Source organism: Streptomyces sp. NBC_01485 (assembly GCF_036227125.1).
In the GTDB taxonomy this organism is placed as follows: domain Bacteria; phylum Actinomycetota; class Actinomycetes; order Streptomycetales; family Streptomycetaceae; genus Streptomyces.
Genome location: NZ_CP109435.1, coordinates 1,788,368 through 1,809,685, shown reverse-complemented (window position 1 = coordinate 1,809,685; position 21,318 = coordinate 1,788,368). Strand labels below are relative to the sequence as shown.

Sequence of the window (21,318 nt, the reverse complement as noted above, 5' to 3'; positions counted from 1 at the left end):
ACATCCCCAGACACCGGATTCAGCACAGTTTCGGAGCGACCCTGTGACTCCCGAACACCCCGTCCCGACCGGTCCGCACGACCTCGCCCTGGACCCGCCGCCCGGCTGTCCCGCGCACGGCCGGGGCCCCGGCGGACTGACCCGCCTCTTCGGACCCGGCTCGGAGGACCTGAACGCGCTGTACGAGCGGCTGCGCGAGCAGCACGGACCCGTGGCGCCGGTCCTGATCCACGACGACCTGCCGATGTGGATGGTCCTCGGGCACGCCGAGAACCTGCACATGGTGCGCGCGCCCTCGCTGTTCACCAAGGACAGCCGCATCTGGTCGCCGCTGCTGGACGGCAAGGTCAGGCCCGACCACCCGCTCATGCCGCACATCGCCTGGCAGCCCATGTGCGCCCACGCCGAGGGCGACGAGCACAAGCGGCTGCGGGCCGCGGTCACCTCGGCCATGGCCACCATCGACGACCGCAGCGTGCGCCGGTACATCAACCGCTCCAGCCAGCGCCTGGTCAACGACTTCTGCGAGGAGGGCCGGGCCGAGCTGGTGAGCCAGTTCGTCGAGCACCTCCCGATGGCCGTCATGTGCCATGTCCTGGGCATGCCCGACGAGTACAACGACCGCATGGTCCACTGCGCCCGCGACGCGCTCAAGGGCTCCGAGACCGCCATCGCCAGCCACGACTACGTCATGGGGGCGCTGACCCGGCTCACCACCCGCCGCCGCGCCCGGCCCGAGGACGACTTCACCAGCCACCTCATCACCCACCCGGCGGAACTCACCGACCACGAGGTCCGGGAGCATCTGCGCCTGGTGCTCTTCGCCGCCTACGAGACCACGGTCAACCTGGTCTCCAACGTGCTGCGCATGGTCCTCACCGACCCGCGGTTCCTCGCCCAGCTCAACGGCGGCCAGATGACGGTGGCGGAGGCGGTCGAGCAGTCCCTGTGGGACGAGCCCCCGTTCAGCACCGTCTTCGCCTACTTCGCCAAGCAGGACACGGAGTTGGGCGGCCAGCGCATCCGCCGGGGCGACGGCCTGTTCTTCGCGCCGGCCCCCGGCAACGTGGATCCCCGGGTGCGCCCCGACCTCGCCGCCCACATGCAGGGCAACCGCTCCCACCTCGCCTTCAGCAGCGGCCCGCACGAGTGCCCCGGCCAGGACATCGGCCGCGCCATCGCCGACGTCGGCGTCGACGCGCTGCTGATGCGGCTGCCGGACGTGCAACTCGACTGCGACGAGGACGAGTTGCGGTGGACGATGTCGATCGCCTCGCGGCACCTGGTGGAACTGCCGGTCCGGTTCGAGCCGAAGGACCAGCAGGACGTCAAACACAAGCCGAGCCACGTCCCGATCCCGCCGCAGCGCATGACGCGGCCGGTGAGCACCGAACCGCAGTCCGCGCCGGCGCCCGCTTCCGCCCCGGTGACCGCGCCACGGGCCGCGCAGCCCGCGCCGCCCGCCCCGGAGCCGACGACCCCGGCCCGCCGGCCAGGCGCCTGGCGGCGCTTCCTGTCCTGGTGGCGCGGTTACTGATCGACGCCCGGTGCCGGAGTGGCGGCCGGGCCGTCGTACCAACTGCCGTACGACGCCCAGGACTCGAGTGTCCGGCCACTCCGCAGCCGGTGCTCCGTCCCCGTGACCGGATCGGTGAACTCCAGCTCGCGCGCCAGTAGTTGCAGCGGGCACCGGAAGTCGTCGGCCGGTACGGGGGCGGCCACCTCGGGGTAGAGCGGATCGCCGAGGATCGGCACGCCCAACGCGGCCATGTGCACCCGGAGTTGGTGGGTCTGCCCGGTCTCGGGGACCAGCCGGTAGCGGGCCAGACCGTCCGGCCGGTGCTCGGCCGGCTCGACGTGACTGACCGCGTTCGGCTCGCCCGGCACCTCCCGGGCGGCGAGCACGCCGCGCTCCTTCAGGATCCGGCTGCGCACGGTCACCGGCCAGGCGCGCGAGGGGTCGTGGGGCGCGACGGCCTCGTACACCTTGCGCACCCGGCGGTCGCGGAACAGCGTCTGGTAGGCGCCGCGCTCCTCGGGGCGCACGATGAACAGCACGAGCCCGGCGGTGAGCCGGTCGAGCCGGTGCGCGGCACCGAGCGCGGGCAGGCCCAGCTCGCGGCGCAGCCGGGCCAGCGCGGTCTCGGTGACATGGCTGCCGCGCGGGGTGGTGGCCAGGAAGTGCGGCTTGTCGACGACGACGACGTGCTCGTCGCGGTGCACGATCTCCAGCGGGAACGGCACGGGCACCTCGGCGGGCAGCTCGCGGTGGAACCACACGAACATCCCCGGCACGTACGCCGCGTCCGGCGCCACCGCCGCCCCGTCCGCGCCGACCACGAGCCCGGCCGCCAGCATCCCGTCCACGGCCGCGGCCCGCGCCCCGCCGAGCCGCTCCACCAGGTGCTCCCGGACGGTGGCCCAGGCGCCCTCGCCCGGCAGCCGCACCCGCACGGCGTCGATCCCGTCGCGCTGCGGCAGCGGGGAGGGCGGGGGAGGGGTGCGGCGTCTCATCGGGGTCCAGCGTACGGCGACGGGAAACCCGGTTGACTCCTCACGGCCCGTTGGCAGGATGCGGATCATGCCCTACACCGCAGGCTCCGTCCTGCCCGCCGGAACCCTCTCAGGCACCCCGCAGCCCGTGCTCCGCACCGGCGACGGCCTCCTCCTGCGCCCGTGGCGGGCCGAGGACGCGCCCGCCGTGTACGCCGCCTTCCAGGACCCGGCGATGCACCAGTGGCACGTCAGGTCCGCCGACTGCGAGGAGGAGGTCGCCGGCTGGATCGAGGCGTGGCGGAAGGGCTGGGCGGGGGAGCGCAACGCCCAGTGGGCCGTGGCCGACACGGACACCGGTGAACTGCTCGGGCGGGTGGCGCTGCGCAGCATCGACCTCGGTGACGGCGTGGCGGAGGTCGCCTACTGGACGACCAAGGCGGCCCGTGGCCGGGGAGTCGCCCCCCGGGCCACGACCGCACTGACCCGCTGGGCCCTCGACGAGATCGGCTTCCACCGCCTGGAGCTGATGCACGCCACCGCCAACGAGGCCTCCTGCCGCGTCGCCACGAAGGCCGGTTTCACCCTGGAGGGCACCCGGCGCAGCGCCGCCCTCCACCAGGACGGCTGGCACGACATGCACCTCCACGCCCGCGTACAGGGCGACTGAGCGGGCGCGGCACGCGCCCACCGCCCTCGCGTCACGCCGTCGCGGCCTCCGGTACGGCACCGGCCAGCGCCGTCGCCCGCCGCCGGTAGGCCCGGAAGGCCACACCGATCGCGACCGTCACACCGAGGAAGAGCACGGTGAACCACTGGAAGTACCAGTGGCCGCCCGCCGGGTCGTAGACCGCCGCGCGGGGCCAGGCCAGGTTGATCGTCATCAGGAGGCCGTAGAGGAGGGCGAGGGTGTTCACCGGGACGCCCCAGCGGCCCAGGGAGAACAGGCGGGCGCCGGTCTCGTCCGTGCCCGTCGAGGAGAACCGGCCGCGCAGGCGGCGCACCAGCAGGGGGCCGGTGACCATCGCGTACGCCAGGTACAGCATCACGATGCAGGTGGTGCCGATGGCCAGGAACGCCTCCGGTGAGGCGAAGTTGAGCAGCAGCAGGGCCGCCGCGAGGACGCCGACCACCAGCGCCGGGGCGCTCGGCATGCCGGTGCGCGGGTTCACGCGCGCGAGGCGGCCGGAGAACGGGAGCTGTCCGTCGCGGGCCATGGAGAACAGCATCCGGCAGGCCGCCGTCTGGATGGCGAGCGTCGCCACCGCGATCGCGATCACCACGTCCGCGAGCAGCGCCTTGCCGACGCCGTCGCCGAGGCTGCTGGTGAGGACGTAGCTGAGCCCGTCGACCCCGAGGCGGCCGTCGGTGAGGCTGGGCGCGGCGAGTATGCCGCCCAGCACGATCAGGCCGCCGAGCAGGCCCGCCGCGCCGAGCGCGGTCAGGATGGTGCGGGGCGCGGTGCGCCGCGGGTCGCGCGTCTCCTCGCTCATCTCGCCCGCGCTGTCGAAGCCGATCATCACGTAGGCGGCCGTGAACGAGCCGACGAGCAGCGCCCCGAACAGGCCGTTCTGCGCGGCCCCTTCGGTGTGGAAGGTGATGCTCGGGGTGCGCTCGGAGTGGGTGAGCAGCAGCACGACGATGAGTACCGCGCCGATGATCTCGGCGGTGACGCCGACCCGGTTGATCACGGACATCACGCGGTTGTCGAGGACGTTCACCAGTGTCGTCAGCACCAGCAGGATCACGCCGAGCAGCGCCGCGTTGGCCGCGCCGTCGGGTGAGGTGGGCGCCGGGTCGGTGCCGATGAGCTGGAAGCCCGACCAGATCGCCGGCAGCACCATCTGCAGCGCGAGCGCGGCGGCGGCGACCACGACGATCTGCCCGATCACCATGATCCAGCCGGCGAACCAGCCGAACGACGGCGTCGACAGCCGCGACGACCACTGGTAGATCGCGCCGGAGATGGGATAGCGCGCCGCCAGTTCCGCGAAGCACGCGGCCACCAGCAACTGCCCGACCAGCACCACCGGCCAGGCCCAGAAGAAGACCGGGCCGCCGAAGGCGTAACCGAAGGCGAAGAACTGGAAGACGGTCGTCAGGACGGAGATGAAGGAGAACCCGGCGGCGAACGAGGCGTACCGGCCCAGGCTGCGGTGCAGTTCCTGGCGGTAGCCGAACTCGGCGAGGGAGCCGTCGCCGGCGTCGGCGACGGGGGAGTGCGGCGGGTCGGGGCGTACGTCGGGGGGTGTCGTTGTCGTCACGGCGAACCTGCCTTGGGCCCAGGGGGACGGAATTCCTGTCGGGCGACAGAAATTAGGGACGCGCTGTTTCATGCGCGTCACGCCGTCGTGTCCGGGGCGGGCCCAAGTCCTCACGTTCTCTCGAACGCCACTCGGTCGCGTTACATCGTGTCTCTCGTCCGCTGGTCCGACTCGCGACATGTCCGGCCGTGGATGTTCGCAGCCGTGCTGCCGGGTGCCGCGTTCCCGGCACCGGCCCGGATGCCTTCGTGGATGCGGCACGCAGCCGACTTCGACCCGCTCAACTGGGCGATGGCCGTGGGTTGTTCGGCACTCTCAGCCGACCCGGACGTCCGGACGTTCCGGTCGTTCCAGCGGTCGGCTGGCGGCTGTCGGGTCACGCGGTCGGCGTCGCCTTCTCCTGCTCCGCCTCCACGCGCGCGTTCCACTCCGGCTTCGACGCCTGCCAGCCGTCCTCGTTGTGGCCGAGCCGCCAGTAGCCGGAGATCGACAGGTCCTCGCGCGGGATCCCCAGCTCGACGCGCAGCAGCTTGCGCAGCTCCTTCACGCAGGCGGCCTCGCCGTGCACGAACGCGTGCGGGCGGCCCTCGGGGAACTTCAGCGCCCGTACGGCCTCGACGAGCCGCTCGCCGATCGGCCGGTCGCCGCGGTGCAGCCAGACGACCTCCACGTCGGAGTCGATCTTCTGTTCCTCCTCGGGGCCGGTCACCTCGATGAAGGCGTGGGCGAGGGCGCCGGCGGGCAGCGACTCCAGGGCGGTCGCGATGGCGGGCAGGGCGCTCTCGTCGCCGACCAGCAGATGCCAGTCGGCGGTCGTGTCCGGCGTGTAGGCGCCGCCGGGGCCCAGGAAGTGGACCTTCTCGCCCGGCTGCACGCGCGCCGCCCACGGCCCGGCCAGGCCCTCGTCGCCGTGCAGCACGAAGTCCAGGGTCAGCTCGCGGTGTTCGGCGTCCCAGTAGCGGGCCGTGTACGTCCGCGTCACGGGCCACTGCTCGCGGGGGAACTCGGCGCGGATGTGCTCCAGGTCGAAGGGCTCCGGGTAGGTGACGCCCTCGGGGCCGAAGAGGAGTTTGACGTAGTGGTCGGTGCAGTCGCCCGCCGTGAACTCGGCCAGACCCTCGCCGCCGAGCACGACGCGCTGCATGTGCGGGGTGAGCCGTTCGGTGCGGACGACCTGCGCGGAATGAGGCTTCCGCGGCTTCCGTGCCGGACGTTCTGCCATGACGGCCTCCCAGTCTCTGCCCATGTCATCATGGTTAGGCTTACCTAAGTTAGCATCTCTCTCCCGGTGGTGCCCCCAGAACGTCTACGCGCGCGCTGTGTTCAGCGTGTTCAGCAGTCGTTGCAGTGACCCTCCGAGCCCCCAGCGCGCCGCCAGTGCCTCCAGTGTCGCCCCGTCCCTCGGCGCACCCGGCAGCACGGTGTCCACGTCCGGAAGGGGCACGTCGCCGGCGACCGCGACGACCTTCGGCGCGACGGCGACGTACGGCCGCGCCTCGTCCAGCCGCTTGCGCTGCGACGGCGTCAGCTTCGCCTTCGGGTCCTCGACCGCCGCCATGATCCCGGCCAGGTCGCCGAACTCGGCCAGCAGTTTGGCCGCCGTCTTCTCCCCGATGCCCGGCACGCCCGGCAGGCCGTCGCTCGGGTCGCCGCGCAGCGTGGCCAGATCCGCGTACCCGCGCCCGTCCACGCCGTACTTCTCGCGCAGCCACGCCTCGTCCGTCAGTTGCAGCGTGCCGACGCCCTTCAGCGGGTAGAGCACGCGCACCCCGCGCGCGTCGTCGACCAGTTGGTAGAGGTCGCGGTCGCCGGTGACGATGTCGACCGGGCCCTTCGCGCGGCCGGTGAACGTGCCGATCACGTCGTCCGCCTCGTAGCCCGCGACGCCCACGCGGGCGATGCCGAGCGCGTCCAGGACCGCCTCGATGATCGGCACCTGCGGGGAGAGGGTGTCCGGCACCTCCTCCTCGTCCGGTCCCACCTCGCGCTCCTCGGCGACGCGGTGCGCCTTGTAGGTGGGGATCAGGTCGACGCGCCACCGGGGGCGCCAGTCGGCGTCCATGCAGGCGACCAGTTCGTCCGGCCGGTGGTCCTTCACCAGCCGGTCGATGAAGTCCAGCAGCCCGCGTACGGCGTTCACCGGAGTGCCGTCCGGCGCCTTCACGGAGTCCGGGACGCCGAAGTAGGCGCGGAAGTAGAGCGAGGCGGTGTCGAGAAGCATCAGTCGTCCGGTCACGCCTCGCATCATGCCGCACGGGTGCCCATGTGACCGGCGGGTATTCACTCCCGTGGCAGGCGTGAACATCCTGCTGAACCCCCTGCGCCGCCTCCTGTGAACTGAACAGAAGGGCCGGGCGGCCCGGTGACCTGGCAGCACCGCGGCCGTACGACGAGGGGCGGGCGCCGGCGTACGGCTTCCACGGCCGGTGACGGGGCCCGCCCTCGTGCCGTTCCCAGCCCGGTTCCCGGAGCCGTTCCCGCCCTCCCGGACACGGCAAGGATCCGGCCAACCACAGAGAGCCATGCCCATCCCCGGGCCGAAGGACCGCGAAGCCGGGGACGAGCGGGAACACTGGCGGCCGTTCGCGCATTGAACCGGAAAACGGCTGGACGGCTGTCCGCTCCGCGGGTCCGGGGCCGGTTCATCTGGCGCGAACTGTGAGGTCGGGCGTTACGCCGTGTGTCCTCGATGTGACGGGCACATGAAACGGTTTGCCGAACATGCGTAGGGTGCAGACAACTCATCAGAGGAAGTATCAGAGGACGCGACGGTCACGACGCGACGACGCAAACGGTACGACGAGCGAAGGAGGGAGCCGGGCTATGGGCGACCACAAAGAACAGCCCCTGCGGGTGGGCGCGGCCGTGCGGCGCCGACGCCGGTCCCTGCAGCTCACCCTCGCCGTCGTGGCCGAGCGCAGCGGCCTGTCCGTCCCGTTCCTGAGCCAGGTCGAGAACGAGCGCGCGCGGCCCAGCACCAGTTCCCTGGAGAAGGTCGCCGACGCCCTGCGCACCACGGCCGTCGAACTCCTCGCCGCCGCCGACCCGGCGTGCAGCGTGGACGTCGTACGCGCCGACGTCACCGAGCCGGGCCAGGGCACCGGCCAGAGCAGCGGCCACGGCGCGGGTGCGGGGCCGGATCCGGAGCCGCGCTCGCGTTCCCTGGTGCGCGGTCACCACCAGATGCACGCCTCCGAGTTCACCGGCGACCACGACGCCGGCCGTGAATTCCAGTACCGCAACGACCAGTTGATGTACGTCGCCGACGGCGCCGTGGAGATCGAGGCGGAGGGCCGCGCCTACCGTCTGGGCCGCGGCGACACCCTGTACCTCACCGGCGGGGTCCGTCACCGCTGGCGGGCGACTGTGCCGGACACCCGGCTGGTCGTCGTCGCCGTGGCCGAGCACATCGAGGCGGTCCGCGACCGTGACCGGGGGCGCAGGCGCTAGTGAGGGTCGTCTCGCTGGTCCCGTCGCTCACCGAGGCGGTGGCCACCTCCGTGCCCGGCGCCCTGGTCGGCGCCACCGACTGGTGTACCCACCCGGCGGACCTCGACGTCACCCGGATCGGCGGAACCAAGAACCCCGACGTCGACCGGATCGTCGCCCTCGCCCCCGACCTGGTGATCGCCAACGAGGAGGAGAACCGGGAACCGGACCTGGCCGCGCTGCGCGCCGCGGGCGTCGAGGTGCTGGTGACGGAGGTCCGGGACGTCCCGCAGGCCTTCCGGGAACTGGCGCGGGTGCTCCGGGCGTGCGGGGCGCCGGCCCTGCCGGGCTGGCTGGTGGACGCGGAGGAGGCGTGGGCCGCGCTGCCCGTCTTCGAGGAGCGCCGCACGGCCGTCGTACCGATCTGGCGTCGCCCGTGGATGGTGCTGGGCCGGGACACGTTCGCCGGGGACGTGCTGGCCCGGCTGGGCGTCGACCACCTGTACGCCGGGCACCCCGAGCGCTATCCGAGGGTCCCGGTCGACGAGCTGCGGGCGGCTGCCCCGGACCTGGTCGTCCTCCCGGACGAGCCCTACCGCTTCACCGCCGACGACGGCCCGGAGGCCTTCCCCGGCCTGCCCTGCGCGCTCGTCAGCGGACGGCACCTGACGTGGTACGGCCCGTCGCTCGCCGAGGCGCCGAAGGCGCTGGGCGAGGCGCTGCGAGCAGCCCGCCGCTGAGCAGCCCGCGCACGGTGTGCCCGGCGACGACCGTCCAGGCGGCGACGAGGACGACGTACAGCGCGCAGGCCAGCACCTGGTAGACGGCCAGCCCGGTGTGCCGGGCCAGCGCCGCCGCCCCGGTCACACAGGTGCCGACCGGGAAGGTGAACGCCCACCACGTCATCGCGAAGCCCATCCCGTGCCGGCGGGCCCGCAGCACGTGCGCCCCGGCCAGACACAGCCAGAGCAGCGCGAAGCCCAGGACGGGCACCCCGTACAGCACGGCGAGGACGGCGAAGCCGCGCGCGTCCGGGCCGGGCACGACCCCGGGAGCGACCTCCGCGAACTTCCCGACGGCGGTGGTGGACTGCCCGAGCGGGCCCAGGAGGAGGAACAGGGTCGGGGTGAGGACGAGGGGCAGCGGCGCGCCGGTCACCAGCCGCCCGAACACCACCGGCAGCATCATGAGCGTGGCGAGCAGACTCAGCCCGAACAGCGCGAAGCACGCCAGCAGCAGGGTCTGCCGCGGCTGCCCGGCCGGCAGATACGGCACCAGCAGCGGCCCGAGCGCCGCGGACACCATGGGCGCGACGAGCGGCAGCAGCCACACCGGCGTGGCCTGGGCGGCCTCCACCCGGTGGCGGACGGCCATCAGATACGGGACGGCGACGGCGGCCGTGAGCGCGACGAGCGTCCCGGCGCCGAACAGCACGGCGTCGAGCGCGACCGCGGCGCGGATGCCGATCCAGTCCCGGCCGACGGTCACCGCGCCGCCCCCGACGGCGAGCAGCGCCATGGCCAGACAGCCGTAGAACGGGGCCGTCGCCGGGTCGCGGAGGTGGGCGCGGGCCTGGTCGCGGTGGTGGCGCCAGTGCAGGGCGCGGGCGGCGAGCAGGGCCAGCAGGAGGGCGAGGGAGAGCGCCCAGAAGGCGGCGCAGAGCGTCCGCAGCCCCGGCAGCCGGACCGGGAGCGCGGCTCCCGCCGTGGCGAGGATCGCGGTGCCCATCACCGTCGCGTACCAGTTCGGCCCGAGGTGACGGACGGCGACGGCGCGCGGGCGGGGAAGGGCGTACAGGGGCTGGACGGCGGTGACCATGACTCCACCGTCGCCCGGTCGCCCGCCCGCGACCAGGGAGGATGTCTCTATGGGGACATAAGCTGGGCTTATGGGGAGTGTGGAGGAACAGCCCGCGGGCGCAGGAACGGGTACGACGGGTACGACGGGATCGACGGGTACGACGGTTTCGACAGGCCCGATGGGTTCGATCGCGCACCGTGTCCCGGATCTCGGGGCGCTGGAGCTGCTGCTGGGCGTGGCCCGGCTGGGCAGCCTGGGTGCGGCGGCGCGCGAGCTGGGCATCACGCAGCCGGCGGCGAGCAGCCGGATCCGGTCCATGGAACGCCAGCTCGGCGTGGCCCTGGTGGACCGCTCCCCGCGCGGCTCCCGGCTCACGGACGCAGGCGCGCTGGTCACGGACTGGGCGCGGCGGATCGTCGAGGCGGCGCAGGCGTTCGACGCGGGGGCGCAGGCGCTGCGGGACCGGCGGGACTCACGGCTGCGGGTGGCGGCCAGCATGACCATCGCCGAGTACCTGCTGCCAGGCTGGCTGCTCGCGCTGCGCGCCGGGCGGCCGGACACGGCGGTGTCGCTGCTCGCGGGCAACTCGGCGGCCGTCGCCGAGCGGTTGCTGTCAGGGGAGGCGGACCTCGGCTTCGTGGAGGGGCTCACGGTGCCGCCCGGCCTCGACTCCACCGTGATAGCCCACGACCACCTCATCGTCGTCGTCGCCCCCGGCCACCCGTGGGCCCGGCGCCGACGCCCGCTGCCCGCGGCCGAGTTGGCGTCGACGCCGCTGATCCTGCGGGAGGAGGGGTCCGGGACGCGTCAGGTTCTCGACACGGCGCTGGGCGGTCTGGCCCGGCCGCTGATCGAGCTGTCCTCGACGACGGCGGTGAAGGCGGCGGCGGTGAGCGGGGCGGGGCCGGCGGTGCTGAGCGAACTGGCGGTCGGCGAGGAGTTGGCGCTGCGGCGGTTGGTCTCGATACCGGTCGAGGGGGTCGCGCTGGCGCGCGACCTGCGCGCGGTGTGGCCGACGGGGCATCGCCCTGCGGGGCCTGCGCGGGAGCTGTTGTCGCTGACGCGGGGGTAGGGGGCGGCCGGTCCCGTCCCGTCCGCTGGGGGCCGCGCCCCCAGACCCCCGCTGTCGGCCCTTAAGGGGCCTCGTCCTCAATCGCCGGACGGGCTGAAAGACGCCGGCCGGTGCTTCTGGTCTACCCCGCCGCTCTACCCCGCCGCTTCGACCAACGCGCGCATCACCCGTACGTCCTCCGCCATCTCCGGGTGCCACTGGACCCCCAGCACCCAGCCGCCCGCCGACGGCAGTTCGACGGCTTCCACGGTGCCGTCCGCCGCGTATGCCGACGGGATCAGGCCCGCGCCGAGGCGGTCCACCGCCTGGTGGTGATAGGTCGGCACGGAGGTCTCCTCGTCGACGAGCCCGCCGTACAGCGTGCCCGGGACCGGCTTGACCGAGTGGTGTCCGACGATGCCGACGCCCCCGGTGTGGCCGTCGATGTGCTGCGTCATGGTGCCGCCGAGGGCGATGTTCAGCAACTGCATGCCCCGGCAGATGCCCAGCAGCGGGACGTCCGCCGCCAGCGCCGCCTGGATCAGGGCCAGCTCCCACGCGTCCCGCTCCCGCGCCGGCGGCCCGGTGCGCGGGTCGCGCTCGGCGCCGTAGCGGACCGGGTCGACGTCGGGGCCGCCCGCGATCACCAGGCCGTCGAGGCGGGCCACGGCTCCCGCCGCCTGCTCGGGCGCGTCCGGCGGGAGCAGCGCGGCCAGTCCGCCGGCCCGCTGCACGAGCCGCGGGTACCCGGCGGGCAGCAGGGCCGCCTCCAGCTCCCACACGCCCCAGCGCGTCCTGGACTCCAGGTACGTACTGACGCCGATCAGCGGCCTGCCGCTCCTCGCGTCCGTGACACCCGTCCTGCCCGCCATGTCGCCTCCCCGGCCTTCAATGGACTGCTCGCATACCTTTGTCTCACGTCAGGAAGCCCCTGAGCAGGGCCGCCGTCCCCGCGCAGTGCTCCCGCATCATCTCCCGCGCGCCGTCCGAGTCGCCGTCCAGCACCGCTTCCACCAGCGCGATGTGCTGGCGCTGCGAGTGCTCCAGGTTGCGCACGAGGAGCGGGATGCAGTCGAGCAGGTCGTTCACCGTGGCCCGTACCGCCGCGTACCGCGCGGTCAGCGACGGTGAGCCGCACAGCTCGGCCAGGGTGAGGTGGAGCATCGTGTCCAGGCGCCGGTAGTCGGTGAGCGGCGCGTCCTCGGTGCGGGCGAGGGCTTCGCGCAGGCGCTCCGCCTGTTCGCGGTCGAGCCCGTGCGTCGCGCACAGGCCCGCCGCGCCCACCTCCAGCACCTCGCGGAAGCGCAGCACGTCCTCGACGTCGACCTCGGCGATCCGCCGCCGCAGCTCGTCCTCGCCGCCGGCGTCCGCGCGCGGCAGCACGAACGTGCCGCCGTAACGCCCCCGGCGCGACTCGACCAGCCCCTGGTCCTGGAGCACCTTCAGCACCTCGCGCAGCGTCACCCGGCTGATCCCGAGCCGCTCCGCGAGATCCCGCTCGGCCGGCAGCCGTTCGCCGCCCGGCACCAGACCCAGCCGGACGACCTGGAGGATCTGCTCCAGCGCCTCCTCGAAGCCGTTCCCGGCCCGCACCGGCCGCAGTACCGGCGTCAGCCGGTCGTCCGGTGTGCCGCCCGGTCCGCCGTCCGGTGTGCCGTCCGCGTCCACCGACATCTGGCCGTGCCCCCTTCCCAAGCAATGGTTCTCCGCAATACCTTATGGTCCCCGGAAGCCTGAGGAGGCCCTCCAGTGTCAGACCGCACACCCCCGCTCAGCGTCGAGGAACTGCACGCCCTCGTCGCGAGCGGTGAGATCGACACTGTCGTCCTGGCGTTCCCCGACATGCAAGGGCGGCTCCAGGGCAAGCGGTTCGCCGCCGGATTCTTCCTCGCCGAGGTCCTCCGGCACGGCACCGAGGGCTGCAACTACCTGCTGGCCGTCGACACGGAGATGAACACCGTCGACGGGTACGCCATGTCCTCCTGGGAGCGCGGCTACGGTGACTTCGCCATGCACCCCGACCTCTCCACCCTGCGCCGCGTGCCCTGGAACGCCGGTACGGCCATGCTGGTCGCCGACCTCGCCTGGAGCGACGGCTCGCCCGTGGTCGCCGCCCCGCGCCAGATCCTGCGCCGCCAACTGGAGCGCCTCGCCGAGCACGGCTTCACCGCCCAGGTCGGCACCGAGCTGGAGTTCATCGTCTTCAAGGACAGCTACGAGGCCGCCTGGGACGCGAACTACCGCGGCCTCACCCCGGTCAACCAGTACAACGTCGACTACTCGGTCCTCGGGACCGGACGGGTCGAGCCGCTGCTGCGCCGCATCCGCAACGAGATGGCCGGCGCCGGCCTCACCGTCGAGTCCGCCAAGGGCGAGTGCAACCCCGGCCAGCACGAGATCGTCTTCCGCTACGACGAGGCCCTGGTCACCTGCGACCAGCACGCGATCTACAAGACCGGCGCCAAGGAGATCGCCGCGCAGGAGGGCGTCTCGCTGACCTTCATGGCGAAGTACAACGAGCGCGAGGGCAACTCCTGCCACATCCACCTCTCCCTCACCGACGCCGACGGCACCAACGTCATGGCCGGCACCCCCGCCGACGCGGACGGCATGTCCGACGTCATGCGCCACTTCCTCGCCGGACAACTGGCAGCCCTGCGCGACTTCTCCCTCCTCTACGCCCCCAACATCAACTCCTACAAGCGGTTCCAGCCGGGCTCCTTCGCCCCGACCGCCGTCGCCTGGGGGCACGACAACCGCACCTGCTCGCTGCGGGTCGTCGGCCACGGCCGCTCGATGCGCTTCGAGAACCGGCTGCCCGGCGGCGACGTCAACCCCCACCTCGCGGTCGCCGGACTGGTCGCGGCCGGGCTGTACGGCATCGAACAGAAACTGGAGCTGCCCGAGGCCTGCTCCGGAAACGCCTACACCGCCGACTACGCGCACGTCCCCACCACGCTCCGCGAGGCCGCCGAGCTGTGGGCGAACAGCCCGATCGCGCTGGCCGCCTTCGGCGAGGAGGTCGTCGCGCACTACAGCAACATGGCCCGCGTCGAGCTGGAGGCCTTCGACGCCGCGGTCACCGACTGGGAGCTGCGCCGCTCCTTCGAACGTCTGTGAAAGGTCCTTCGTTGCCGTACGAGCATGAGCTGACCGTCGAGGATGAGCTGACCGTCCTCAATCCCGCGACGGAAGAGGTCGTCGCGACCGTCCCCGCCGCCACCGAGGCCGACGTGGACGCGGCCGTCGTACGCGCCGCCGGGGCGCAGGCGAAGTGGGCCGCGCTCCCGCCCGCCGACCGCGCCCGCCAACTGCGCCGCTTCGCCGACGTCGTCGACGCGCACCTGGAGGAACTGGCCCGGCTGGAGGTCCGGGAGGCCGGTCACCTCCTCGGCAACGCCCGCTGGGAGGCCGGCAACGCCCGCGACCTGCTGCTCTACGCGGCCGGTGGCGTCGAACGGCTCCTCGGCAGGCAGATCCCCGTCGCCGGCGGCTGGGACGTCACCTTCCACGAGCCCCTCGGCGTGGTCGGCGTGATCGCCCCCTGGAACTTCCCGATGCCGATCGCCGCCTGGGGCTCCTTCCCGGCCCTCGCCGCCGGCAACGCGGTCCTCCTCAAGCCCGCCGAGACCACCCCGCTCACCGCCCTGCGCCTGGCCGAACTCGCCCTGGAGGCAGGCCTCCCCGAGGGCCTGTTCCACGTCCTCCCCGGCTACGGCGCGGTCACCGGACGCGCGCTCGTCGACCACCCCGGCGTCGCGAAGATCGTGTTCACCGGCTCCACCCGCACCGGCCGCGAGGTCATGGAACGCTGCGCCCGGCAGGTCAAACCGGTCACCCTGGAACTCGGCGGCAAGAGCCCCAACGTCGTCTTCGCGGACGCCGACCTGAAGACCGCCGTCGACCCCTTCTCCTTCCTGGACAACTCCGGCCAGGACTGCTGCGCCCGCACCCGGATCCTCGTCCAGGAGTCGGTGTACGACGAGGTCGCCGAGCACCTCGCCAGGGAGCTGTCCGCTGTCGTGGTCGGCGATCCGGCCGACGAGGCGACGCAGATGGGCCCGCTGATCTCCCGCCAACAGGTGGACCGCGTACGGTCGTTCGTGCCGGACGACGCCCAGGCCCTGCGCGGAACGGCCCCCGACGGCCCCGGCTTCTGGTTCCCGCCGACCGTCCTCACCGGCGCCGCGCCCGACTCCGGCGCGGCCCGCGAGGAGATCTTCGGACCCGTGGCCGTCCTGCTGCCCTTCATCGACGAGGCGGACGCGATCCGGCTCGCCAACGACACCCCCTACGGCCTCTCCGGCTCCATCTGGACCCGCGACATCGGCCGCGCCCTGCGCGTCTCGCAGGCCGTGCGCGCCGGGAACCTGTCCGTCAACTCCCACTCCAGCGTCCGCTATTGGACGCCCTTCGGCGGCTTCAAACAGTCCGGCGTCGGCCGTGAGCTGGGCCCGGACGCCCTGACCGCCTTCACCGAAACCAAGAACGTCTTCATCAGCACGGAGGGCCCCGCACAGTGACCGCTCAGACCCCTGACATCGTCTGCCGCCGCCTCGTCGGCCGGACGGCCGTCATCACCGGCGCCGGCAGCGGCATCGGCCTCGCCACCGCGCGCCGGCTCGCCTCCGAGGGCGCGCACGTCGTCTGCGGCGACGTCGACGAGACCCGCGGCAAGGCCGCCGCCGCCGAGATCGGCGGGACCTTTGTGAAGGTCGACGTCACCGACCCCGAGCAGGTCGAAGCGCTGTTCAAGACGGCCTACGACACCTACGGCAGCGTCGACATCGCCTTCAACAACGCGGGCATCTCGCCGCCCGACGACGACTCCATCCTGGAGACCGGCCTCGAGGCCTGGAAGCGCGTCCAGGAGGTCAACCTGACCTCCGTCTACCTGTGTTGCAAGGCCGCCATCCCCTACATGCGGCGCCAGGGCAAGGGGTCGATCATCAACACGGCGTCGTTCGTGGCGCGGATGGGCGCGGCCACGTCCCAGATCTCGTACACGGCGTCCAAGGGCGGGGTGCTGGCCATGTCCCGTGAGCTGGGCGTGCAGTTCGCGCGGGAGGGCATCCGCGTGAACGCCCTCTGCCCCGGGCCGGTCAACACCCCGCTCCTCCAGGAGCTGTTCGCCACGGACCCCGAGCGGGCGGCCCGCCGGCTGGTCCACATCCCCGTCGGCCGGTTCGCCGAGGCCGAGGAGATCGCCGCCGCCGTCGCCTTCCTGGCCAGCGACGACTCCTCGTTCGTCAACGCCAGCGACTTCCTGGTGGACGGCGGGATCTCCGGGGCGTACGTCACCCCGCTGTAGGCCCGCTCGCTCTACAGGAACGTGTGGCCCTCACCCCGGTAGGTGGGCACGGTCGCCGTGACCCTGTCCCCCTCGACGAGGTGCAGCACGTCGAACCGCTCGCACAGCTCACCGGCCTTCGCGTGCCGGAACCACACCCTGTCGCCGATCAGCAGATCGTCGGCGGGCGAGCCGATGAGCGGCGTCTGCACCTCGCCGGGGCCCTCCTGGGGGTCGTAACGCAGCCCCTCCGGGAGGTACGGCACCGGCAGCCGGTCGGGTCCGGCAGCGCCGGACGCCGGGTAACCGCCGCCGAGGACCGTCACGATCCCGACCCCCGGCCGCCGTACGACGGGCTGGGCGAACAGGGCGGCCGGACGCCCGCTGAACGACGTGTAGTTGTCGAAGAGACGCGGCACGTACAGCCCAGACCCGGCCGCGATCTCCGTGACCGCGTCCTCGGCGGCGGTGTGCTGCACACTGCCGGTGCCGCCGCCGTTGACGTACTCCAGATCCGGTACGACGGCCCGCACCGCACGCACCACGGCGGCGCGCCGCTCGGCGAGTTCACGGCGGGCGGTGGCCTGCATCAGCCGGATCGCCCGGGACCGGAAGGGCCGCCCGGCGAGGGCGTCGCCGACCCCGGCGATGTGACCCTCGTAGGCCATGATCCCCACGAGCTGGAACCCCGGCCGCCGGGCCACCGCCCGCGCCACGTCGGCGACCTGGGCGGGGGAGTGCAGCGGCGAGCGCAGCGCGCCGACCCGGAGCCGGCCGCCGAGCAGCTTCAGCGAGGTGTCCAACTCCAGGCAGACACGGACGACTTCGCTGCCGCCGGCCCGTGCGGAGTCGATGAGGTCGAGCTGCGCGACGTCGTCGACCATGACGGTGACGGCGGCGGCGAGCTTGGGGTCGGCGGCGAGTTCCGCGAAGGCGGTGCGGTCGGCGGAGGGGTAGGCGAGCAGGATGTCCTCGAACCCGGACCGCGCGAGCCACAGGGACTCGGCGAGGGTGAACGACATGATGCCCGCGAAGCCGTCCTTCGCGAGGACGCGCTCCAAGAGCGTTCGGCAGCGCACGGACTTGCTCGCCACCCGGATCGGCTTGCCGCCGGCCCGGCGGACGAGATCCGCCGCGTTGGCGTCGAATGCCTCCAGGTCGACGATCGCGAGTGGGGCGTCGAGATGCTCGGTGGCCCGGTCGTAACGGGCCCGGTCGGCGGCGCGCGCAGTCATGAACGAAGCCTGCCAGACAGGATTACCGCAGGGTAGGGGGACGTTCCGGGCAGAAGCCCCGGGGGGTGCGGACTGGTTCCCGTTTGCCCAGCGAGAAGCCGTAGAGTGACGCGCACGCACGCAGGACGGCTCCGGCCGGGCAGCCGCGTCGGGATGCCGGTCCGCCCGTGCGGGTATGCGTGCCCTGAACAGATCACCGGGCAACCGCACGTCGGCCCGCGTACGAGAACGACGGCCCGGGCACGAGGAAACGGGGGGTGCATGAGCACAGAAGCACGCCGCGCCTCGATCCCCCCACGCCCGACCACACCCCCACGCCCCACAACCCCACCCGCAACAGCCACGAACGAGGCGGAGCAGGACCACTGGGGTCAGGCACCCACCGCCGAGGCACAGCAGGAGCCCCCGCCCCCGTCGCCCCCGGGCGAGGCACAGCCCACCCGCCGAGCGGCCCCGGGCGAGGCGGAACCCACCCGACGTGCGGCCCCGGGACTGGAGCAGCGGGGCCCGGGAAGCTGGTGGACCACCGGCCCCGCGAAGCGGGAGCCCGCGGGCCGGGTGACTTCCGGCCCGGCGGAGGGGGAGCCTGGGCGTTGGTCGTCCGTCGGTCCGGCGGTGGGCGGAACTGCCCGCCCGGTATCCGCTGGCACGGCGGGGCAGGAGGCCACGCGTAGGGCGGCTACGGGCCCGGCCGGGCAGCAGGAGTCCCGCCGGATGACTTCTGGTCCGGCTCAGCCGGAGGCCCCGCGCGCGGCCGCCGCAGGGCCGGCCGAGCCGCAGGCCGCGCGCCGGGCGACCGCGTCCCCGGCGGGGGCGCCGGTCGCCGGGGGTGAAGGCGCGGCCGGGGACGGCTTTCGCGCCGCCTCGGACACGGTTCCCCCCATCCCCCGCACCGCCCCCCGCTTCGCCGACCCGCGGGCCCAGCACACGGACGCCATGACCCAGCCCCCGCCGCCCGCGTCGGCCCGCTTCCCGGACACCCCGCCACAGCCGGCCCGGCCTGCCTCACCCCCGCGCGGCGGCGACACGGGGACGCCCGCGCGAGCCGAATCGCGCCCGTCCGCCCAACCCAACGTCCCCCGCTCCGCCCCACCCCGCGACTTCCGCCGAGCGCCCCGCGTCACCAGGCCGGCACCCCGCCCCGCCGACCCGCCCGCCTCCTCGGCCGGTCCCCAGGCTCCCGCCGCCACGACGGACTCCGGCTTCTTCGGCGCGCCCCCTTCCCGCGCCGCCGCTCCGGACGCTTCGGGTCCAGCCGCCTCGGCCGCCTCCCGTCCCTTGGGCGCGCCCCCCTCCCGTGCCGCCGCCCCGGACGTCTCGGGTTCGGACATTCCTCGCCCCGCAGCCTCGGACGACGTCCGTTCCGGTGGTGCCGCGGCTGCCCCCTCCCGGCCTCTCGGCTCGGACGGCGGGTCCGCCTCCGTTGCCGACAGTGGCTGGTCGCCGCTGCCGCGGAGTTGGGTGCCCGCGCCCGGGCCGCAGCGGCAGGAGGCGGAGGCGGGGAGTGCCGGGAGCGGCGAACGGCAGAGCGCGCCGGAGGCGGACGGCTGGGCGGCCTGGAGCCCTGGCGCGGCCGTGCGGCAGCCCGACTTCGTCGGGCCGGCCGAGCCCACCGCGCCCGAGACGCCGCGGCGGCCCGACGTCGCCCCGGACGTGCCGAGCGGACCCGACCCGGCCCTCTCCTGGAGCGCCCCCGTGGCCCCCGGCGGCACCCGCGCCACCCCCGGCGCCATGCGCCCCGTGGTGACGTTCGCCCGGCCCGAGGGGTACCGGGGCCGCTTCGGCCGCCGGGGCCGCACCGCCGCGGCCGCCGCCTGTGTCGTCCTCGGACTGGGGCTCATCGGTGGTGCCGTCACCGGCAGTTGGCTCGTCGGGGACTCGGAGGACACCGGCGAACGCAGCACCTACGTCACCGCCGGCGGCCTGTGGCACAACGTGCCCGTCGACCAGCTCTTCCCGCCCACGGTCGACGGACAGGGCGCCGGGCCGGGCGGCGCCGACCGCACCTGGACGCGGATCGCCGTCGCCCCGGACAGCGGCTGCGCCGACGCCTTCGACCCGCTGCTGGAGCAGGTCCTCGCCCCCGTCGGCTGCACCCGGCTCCTGCGAGCCACCTACACCGACGCCACCCAGAGCTACGTGACCACCGTCGGCCTGCTGTTCACGAAGGCCGACGCCACCGCCATGCGCTCGCTCGACAGCCGCTTCGCGAAGGAGGGCCTGGCACAGCGCGCGGACCTGATGCCCCGCCCGTACGCCGCGAAGGACACCGTCGCCGCCGCCTTCGGCGACAAACAGCGCGCCGCGTGGACGGTCTCCGTCCTCACCGACGCACCCGTCGTCGTCTACGCCGTCTCCGGCTGGGCCGACGGCCGGGACGTCGACACCCCGCAGCCCGCCCCGGCGGCCACCGCGACCGGCGCCACCACGGCCCCCGCCCAGGCCGGCCTCGGCAACGAGGCACAGGGCCTCGCCGACCGCGTCGAGCGCGGCCTGCGCAAGACCGTCGTCACGCCCTCGGAGCATCCCTCATGAGCCCCCGCACGACCCGGGCGACCCGTACGGCCCGCAGGGGCGGGCTCCTGGGCTGCCTCCTCGCCGCCACTGTCGCCCTCGTGCCGCCCACCACCGCCTACGCCGACAGCATCCGCAGCCAGCAGTGGGCCCTGGACGCCCTGCACACGCAGGAGGTCTGGCGGACCACCAAGGGCCGGGGCGTCACCGTCGCCGTCCTGGACACCGGCGTCGAGGCCGACCACCCCGACCTCGACGGCAACGTCCTCGCCGGCAAGGACATGGTCGGCTTCGGGGCCGTGCCCGGCGATCGCGCCTGGGCCCGCCACGGCACCGCGATGGCCGGCATCATCGCCGGTCACGGCCACGGTTACGACAACGACGACGGAGTCATCGGCATCGCCCCGGAGGCGAAGATCCTGCCCGTCCGGGTGATCCTGGAGGACGGCGACCCGCAGCGCACCAAGGCCCGCAACACCCGCGGCAACGCCCTCGCCGAAGGCATCCGCTGGGCCGCCGACCAGGGCGCCGACGTCATCAACCTCTCCCTCGGCGACGACTCCGCCTCCGCCCACCCCGAGCCCGCCGAGGACGAGGCCGTCCAGTACGCGCTGAAGAAGGGCTCGGTCGTCGTCGCCTCGGCCGGCAACGGCGGCGAGAAGGGCGACCACATCTCCTACCCGGCCGCCTACCCGGGCGTCATCGCCGCGACCGCCGTCGACCGCTACGGCACCCGCGCCTCGTTCTCCACCCGCCGCTGGTACGCCACGGTCAGCGCGCCCGGCGTCGACGTCGTCATCGCCGACCCGGACCACAAGTACTACCAAGGCTGGGGGACGTCGGCCGCCTCCGCCTTCGTCTCGGGCGCCGTGGCCCTCGTCAAGGCCGCTCACCCCGGGCTGACCCCCGCGCAGATCAAGAAGCTCCTGGAGGACACCGCCCGCAACGCCCCCGCCGACGGCCGCGACGACTCCCGCGGCTACGGCTTCATCGACCCGGCCGCCGCGATCAAGGCCGCCGCCGGCCTCAAGCCGCAGGGCGTGCAGTCCGCGGCCTCCGGCGAGCGCTACTTCGGCTCCGGCCCGGACCAGCCGAAGACGGACGACGACACGTCGAGCTGGGCGGGACTGCTCGCCGGCGGCGCCGGGGGAGTGCTGCTGGTGACGGCGGTCGTCCTGTGGCGAGGCCGCCGCACACGCGACCCGCACGCGGCCCGCGCGTCGCACGAGGTCTTCTAGCGCA

General features: G+C 73.7%; 18 protein-coding genes. 10 read left to right on the top strand and 8 right to left on the bottom strand.

Annotation, left to right across the window (positions count from 1 at the left end; translation table 11 throughout):
• Positions 1–43 precede the first annotated feature (43 nt).
• Complete coding sequence (locus tag OG352_RS08370; RefSeq protein WP_329215750.1) at positions 44–1,537, top strand: cytochrome P450; 1,494 nt, start codon at positions 44–46, stop codon at positions 1,535–1,537.
• On the opposite strand, the gene OG352_RS08365 is transcribed toward OG352_RS08370, so the two are convergent.
• On the bottom strand, positions 1,531–2,514 hold the full coding sequence (locus tag OG352_RS08365) for an RluA family pseudouridine synthase (RefSeq protein ID WP_329215749.1): 984 nt from the start codon (positions 2,512–2,514) through the stop codon (positions 1,531–1,533). The genes OG352_RS08370 and OG352_RS08365 overlap by 7 nt on opposite strands.
• A gap of 67 nt (positions 2,515–2,581) precedes the next feature.
• Between OG352_RS08365 and OG352_RS08360 the strand changes: the two genes are divergently transcribed.
• Positions 2,582–3,163, top strand: coding sequence for a GNAT family N-acetyltransferase (locus OG352_RS08360; protein WP_329215748.1), 582 nt, complete (start codon positions 2,582–2,584; stop codon positions 3,161–3,163).
• 31 nt (positions 3,164–3,194) lie between these two features.
• Here the strand turns inward: OG352_RS08360 and OG352_RS08355 are convergent, their stop codons facing one another.
• From OG352_RS08355 to OG352_RS08345, 3 genes are all read right to left on the bottom strand, one after another.
• Positions 3,195–4,757 (bottom strand): amino acid permease, encoded by a 1,563-nt coding sequence (locus tag OG352_RS08355; protein WP_329215747.1) that lies wholly within the window; start codon positions 4,755–4,757, stop codon positions 3,195–3,197.
• A 376-nt stretch (positions 4,758–5,133) separates the two neighbouring features.
• Complete coding sequence (locus OG352_RS08350; protein WP_329215746.1) at positions 5,134–5,979, bottom strand: siderophore-interacting protein; 846 nt, start codon at positions 5,977–5,979, stop codon at positions 5,134–5,136.
• 84 nt (positions 5,980–6,063) lie between these two features.
• A complete protein-coding gene (locus tag OG352_RS08345) occupies positions 6,064–7,002 on the bottom strand; it encodes a 5'-3' exonuclease (RefSeq protein ID WP_329223760.1) in 939 nt (312 codons plus the stop codon).
• Positions 7,003–7,580: 578 nt separating this feature from the next.
• On the opposite strand from OG352_RS08345, the gene OG352_RS08340 reads away from it, so the two are divergent.
• Together OG352_RS08340 and OG352_RS08335 are read left to right on the top strand one after the other, a co-directional pair.
• A complete protein-coding gene (locus OG352_RS08340; RefSeq protein WP_329215745.1) occupies positions 7,581–8,207 on the top strand; it encodes a helix-turn-helix domain-containing protein in 627 nt (208 codons plus the stop codon).
• Positions 8,207–8,926 (top strand): helical backbone metal receptor, encoded by a 720-nt coding sequence (locus OG352_RS08335; RefSeq protein WP_329215744.1) that lies wholly within the window; start codon positions 8,207–8,209, stop codon positions 8,924–8,926. The genes OG352_RS08340 and OG352_RS08335 overlap by 1 nt, the downstream gene beginning before the upstream one ends.
• Here the strand turns inward: OG352_RS08335 and OG352_RS08330 are convergent.
• Positions 8,838–10,004, bottom strand: coding sequence for a TDT family transporter (locus OG352_RS08330; protein ID WP_329215743.1), 1,167 nt, complete (start codon positions 10,002–10,004; stop codon positions 8,838–8,840). The two genes, OG352_RS08335 and OG352_RS08330, sit on opposite strands and share 89 nt — an antisense overlap.
• Before the next feature lie 160 nt (positions 10,005–10,164).
• Here OG352_RS08330 and OG352_RS08325 point away from each other — a divergent pair, with 160 nt between their 5' ends.
• The gene (locus tag OG352_RS08325; protein WP_329215742.1) at positions 10,165–11,058 is read left to right on the top strand and encodes a LysR family transcriptional regulator; all 894 of its coding nucleotides are present in this window, start codon (positions 10,165–10,167) and stop codon (positions 11,056–11,058) included.
• Positions 11,059–11,192: 134 nt separating this feature from the next.
• Here the strand turns inward: OG352_RS08325 and OG352_RS08320 are convergent, their stop codons facing one another.
• Positions 11,193–11,909, bottom strand: a complete 717-nt coding sequence (locus OG352_RS08320) for a gamma-glutamyl-gamma-aminobutyrate hydrolase family protein (protein WP_329215741.1) — start codon at positions 11,907–11,909, stop codon at positions 11,193–11,195.
• Between the two features lie 43 nt (positions 11,910–11,952).
• On the bottom strand, positions 11,953–12,711 hold the full coding sequence (locus tag OG352_RS08315) for a FadR/GntR family transcriptional regulator (RefSeq protein WP_329215740.1): 759 nt from the start codon (positions 12,709–12,711) through the stop codon (positions 11,953–11,955).
• A gap of 75 nt (positions 12,712–12,786) precedes the next feature.
• On the opposite strand from OG352_RS08315, the gene OG352_RS08310 reads away from it, so the two are divergent.
• From OG352_RS08310 to OG352_RS08300, 3 genes are read left to right on the top strand one after another with little or no spacing between them, the layout of a single operon-like run.
• Positions 12,787–14,157, top strand: coding sequence for a glutamine synthetase family protein (locus tag OG352_RS08310; protein ID WP_329215739.1), 1,371 nt, complete (start codon positions 12,787–12,789; stop codon positions 14,155–14,157).
• Between the two features lie 29 nt (positions 14,158–14,186).
• Entirely contained in the window at positions 14,187–15,560 is a 1,374-nt protein-coding gene (locus tag OG352_RS08305) for an aldehyde dehydrogenase family protein (protein ID WP_329223759.1), read from the top strand.
• Positions 15,557–16,348, top strand: coding sequence for a 3-oxoacyl-ACP reductase (locus OG352_RS08300; protein ID WP_329215738.1), 792 nt, complete (start codon positions 15,557–15,559; stop codon positions 16,346–16,348). The genes OG352_RS08305 and OG352_RS08300 overlap by 4 nt, the downstream gene beginning before the upstream one ends.
• 11 nt (positions 16,349–16,359) lie before the next feature.
• On the opposite strand, the gene OG352_RS08295 is transcribed toward OG352_RS08300, so the two are convergent.
• On the bottom strand, positions 16,360–17,562 hold the full coding sequence (locus OG352_RS08295; RefSeq protein WP_329215737.1) for an amino acid deaminase/aldolase: 1,203 nt from the start codon (positions 17,560–17,562) through the stop codon (positions 16,360–16,362).
• 714 nt (positions 17,563–18,276) lie between these two features.
• Here OG352_RS08295 and OG352_RS08290 point away from each other — a divergent pair.
• Both OG352_RS08290 and mycP read left to right on the top strand, forming a co-directional pair.
• A complete protein-coding gene (locus OG352_RS08290; RefSeq protein ID WP_329215736.1) occupies positions 18,277–20,097 on the top strand; it encodes a hypothetical protein in 1,821 nt (606 codons plus the stop codon).
• A complete protein-coding gene (gene mycP, locus OG352_RS08285) occupies positions 20,094–21,314 on the top strand; it encodes a type VII secretion-associated serine protease mycosin (RefSeq protein WP_329215735.1) in 1,221 nt (406 codons plus the stop codon). Before OG352_RS08290 ends, mycP begins: the two co-directional genes overlap by 4 nt.
• The last annotated feature ends 4 nt before the right edge of the window (positions 21,315–21,318 follow it).

Excerpts from the sequence above, each read along its gene's own strand:
- OG352_RS08345 (WP_329223760.1), bottom strand. The coding sequence starts at position 7,002 with ATGCGAGGCGTGACCGGACGACTGATGCTTCTCGACACCGCCTCGCTC.
- OG352_RS08315 (WP_329215740.1), bottom strand. The coding sequence starts at position 12,711 with ATGTCGGTGGACGCGGACGGCACACCGGACGGCGGACCGGGCGGCACA.
- OG352_RS08360 (WP_329215748.1), top strand. The coding sequence starts at position 2,582 with ATGCCCTACACCGCAGGCTCCGTCCTGCCCGCCGGAACCCTCTCAGGC.
- OG352_RS08295 (WP_329215737.1), bottom strand. The coding sequence starts at position 17,562 with ATGACTGCGCGCGCCGCCGACCGGGCCCGTTACGACCGGGCCACCGAG.
- OG352_RS08290 (WP_329215736.1), top strand. The coding sequence starts at position 18,277 with ATGACTTCTGGTCCGGCTCAGCCGGAGGCCCCGCGCGCGGCCGCCGCA.
- OG352_RS08365 (WP_329215749.1), bottom strand. The coding sequence starts at position 2,514 with ATGAGACGCCGCACCCCTCCCCCGCCCTCCCCGCTGCCGCAGCGCGAC.
- OG352_RS08325 (WP_329215742.1), top strand. The coding sequence starts at position 10,165 with ATGGGTTCGATCGCGCACCGTGTCCCGGATCTCGGGGCGCTGGAGCTG.
- OG352_RS08330 (WP_329215743.1), bottom strand. The coding sequence starts at position 10,004 with ATGGTCACCGCCGTCCAGCCCCTGTACGCCCTTCCCCGCCCGCGCGCC.
- OG352_RS08340 (WP_329215745.1), top strand. The coding sequence starts at position 7,581 with ATGGGCGACCACAAAGAACAGCCCCTGCGGGTGGGCGCGGCCGTGCGG.
- mycP (WP_329215735.1), top strand. The coding sequence starts at position 20,094 with ATGAGCCCCCGCACGACCCGGGCGACCCGTACGGCCCGCAGGGGCGGG.
- OG352_RS08320 (WP_329215741.1), bottom strand. The coding sequence starts at position 11,909 with ATGGCGGGCAGGACGGGTGTCACGGACGCGAGGAGCGGCAGGCCGCTG.
- OG352_RS08350 (WP_329215746.1), bottom strand. The coding sequence starts at position 5,979 with ATGGCAGAACGTCCGGCACGGAAGCCGCGGAAGCCTCATTCCGCGCAG.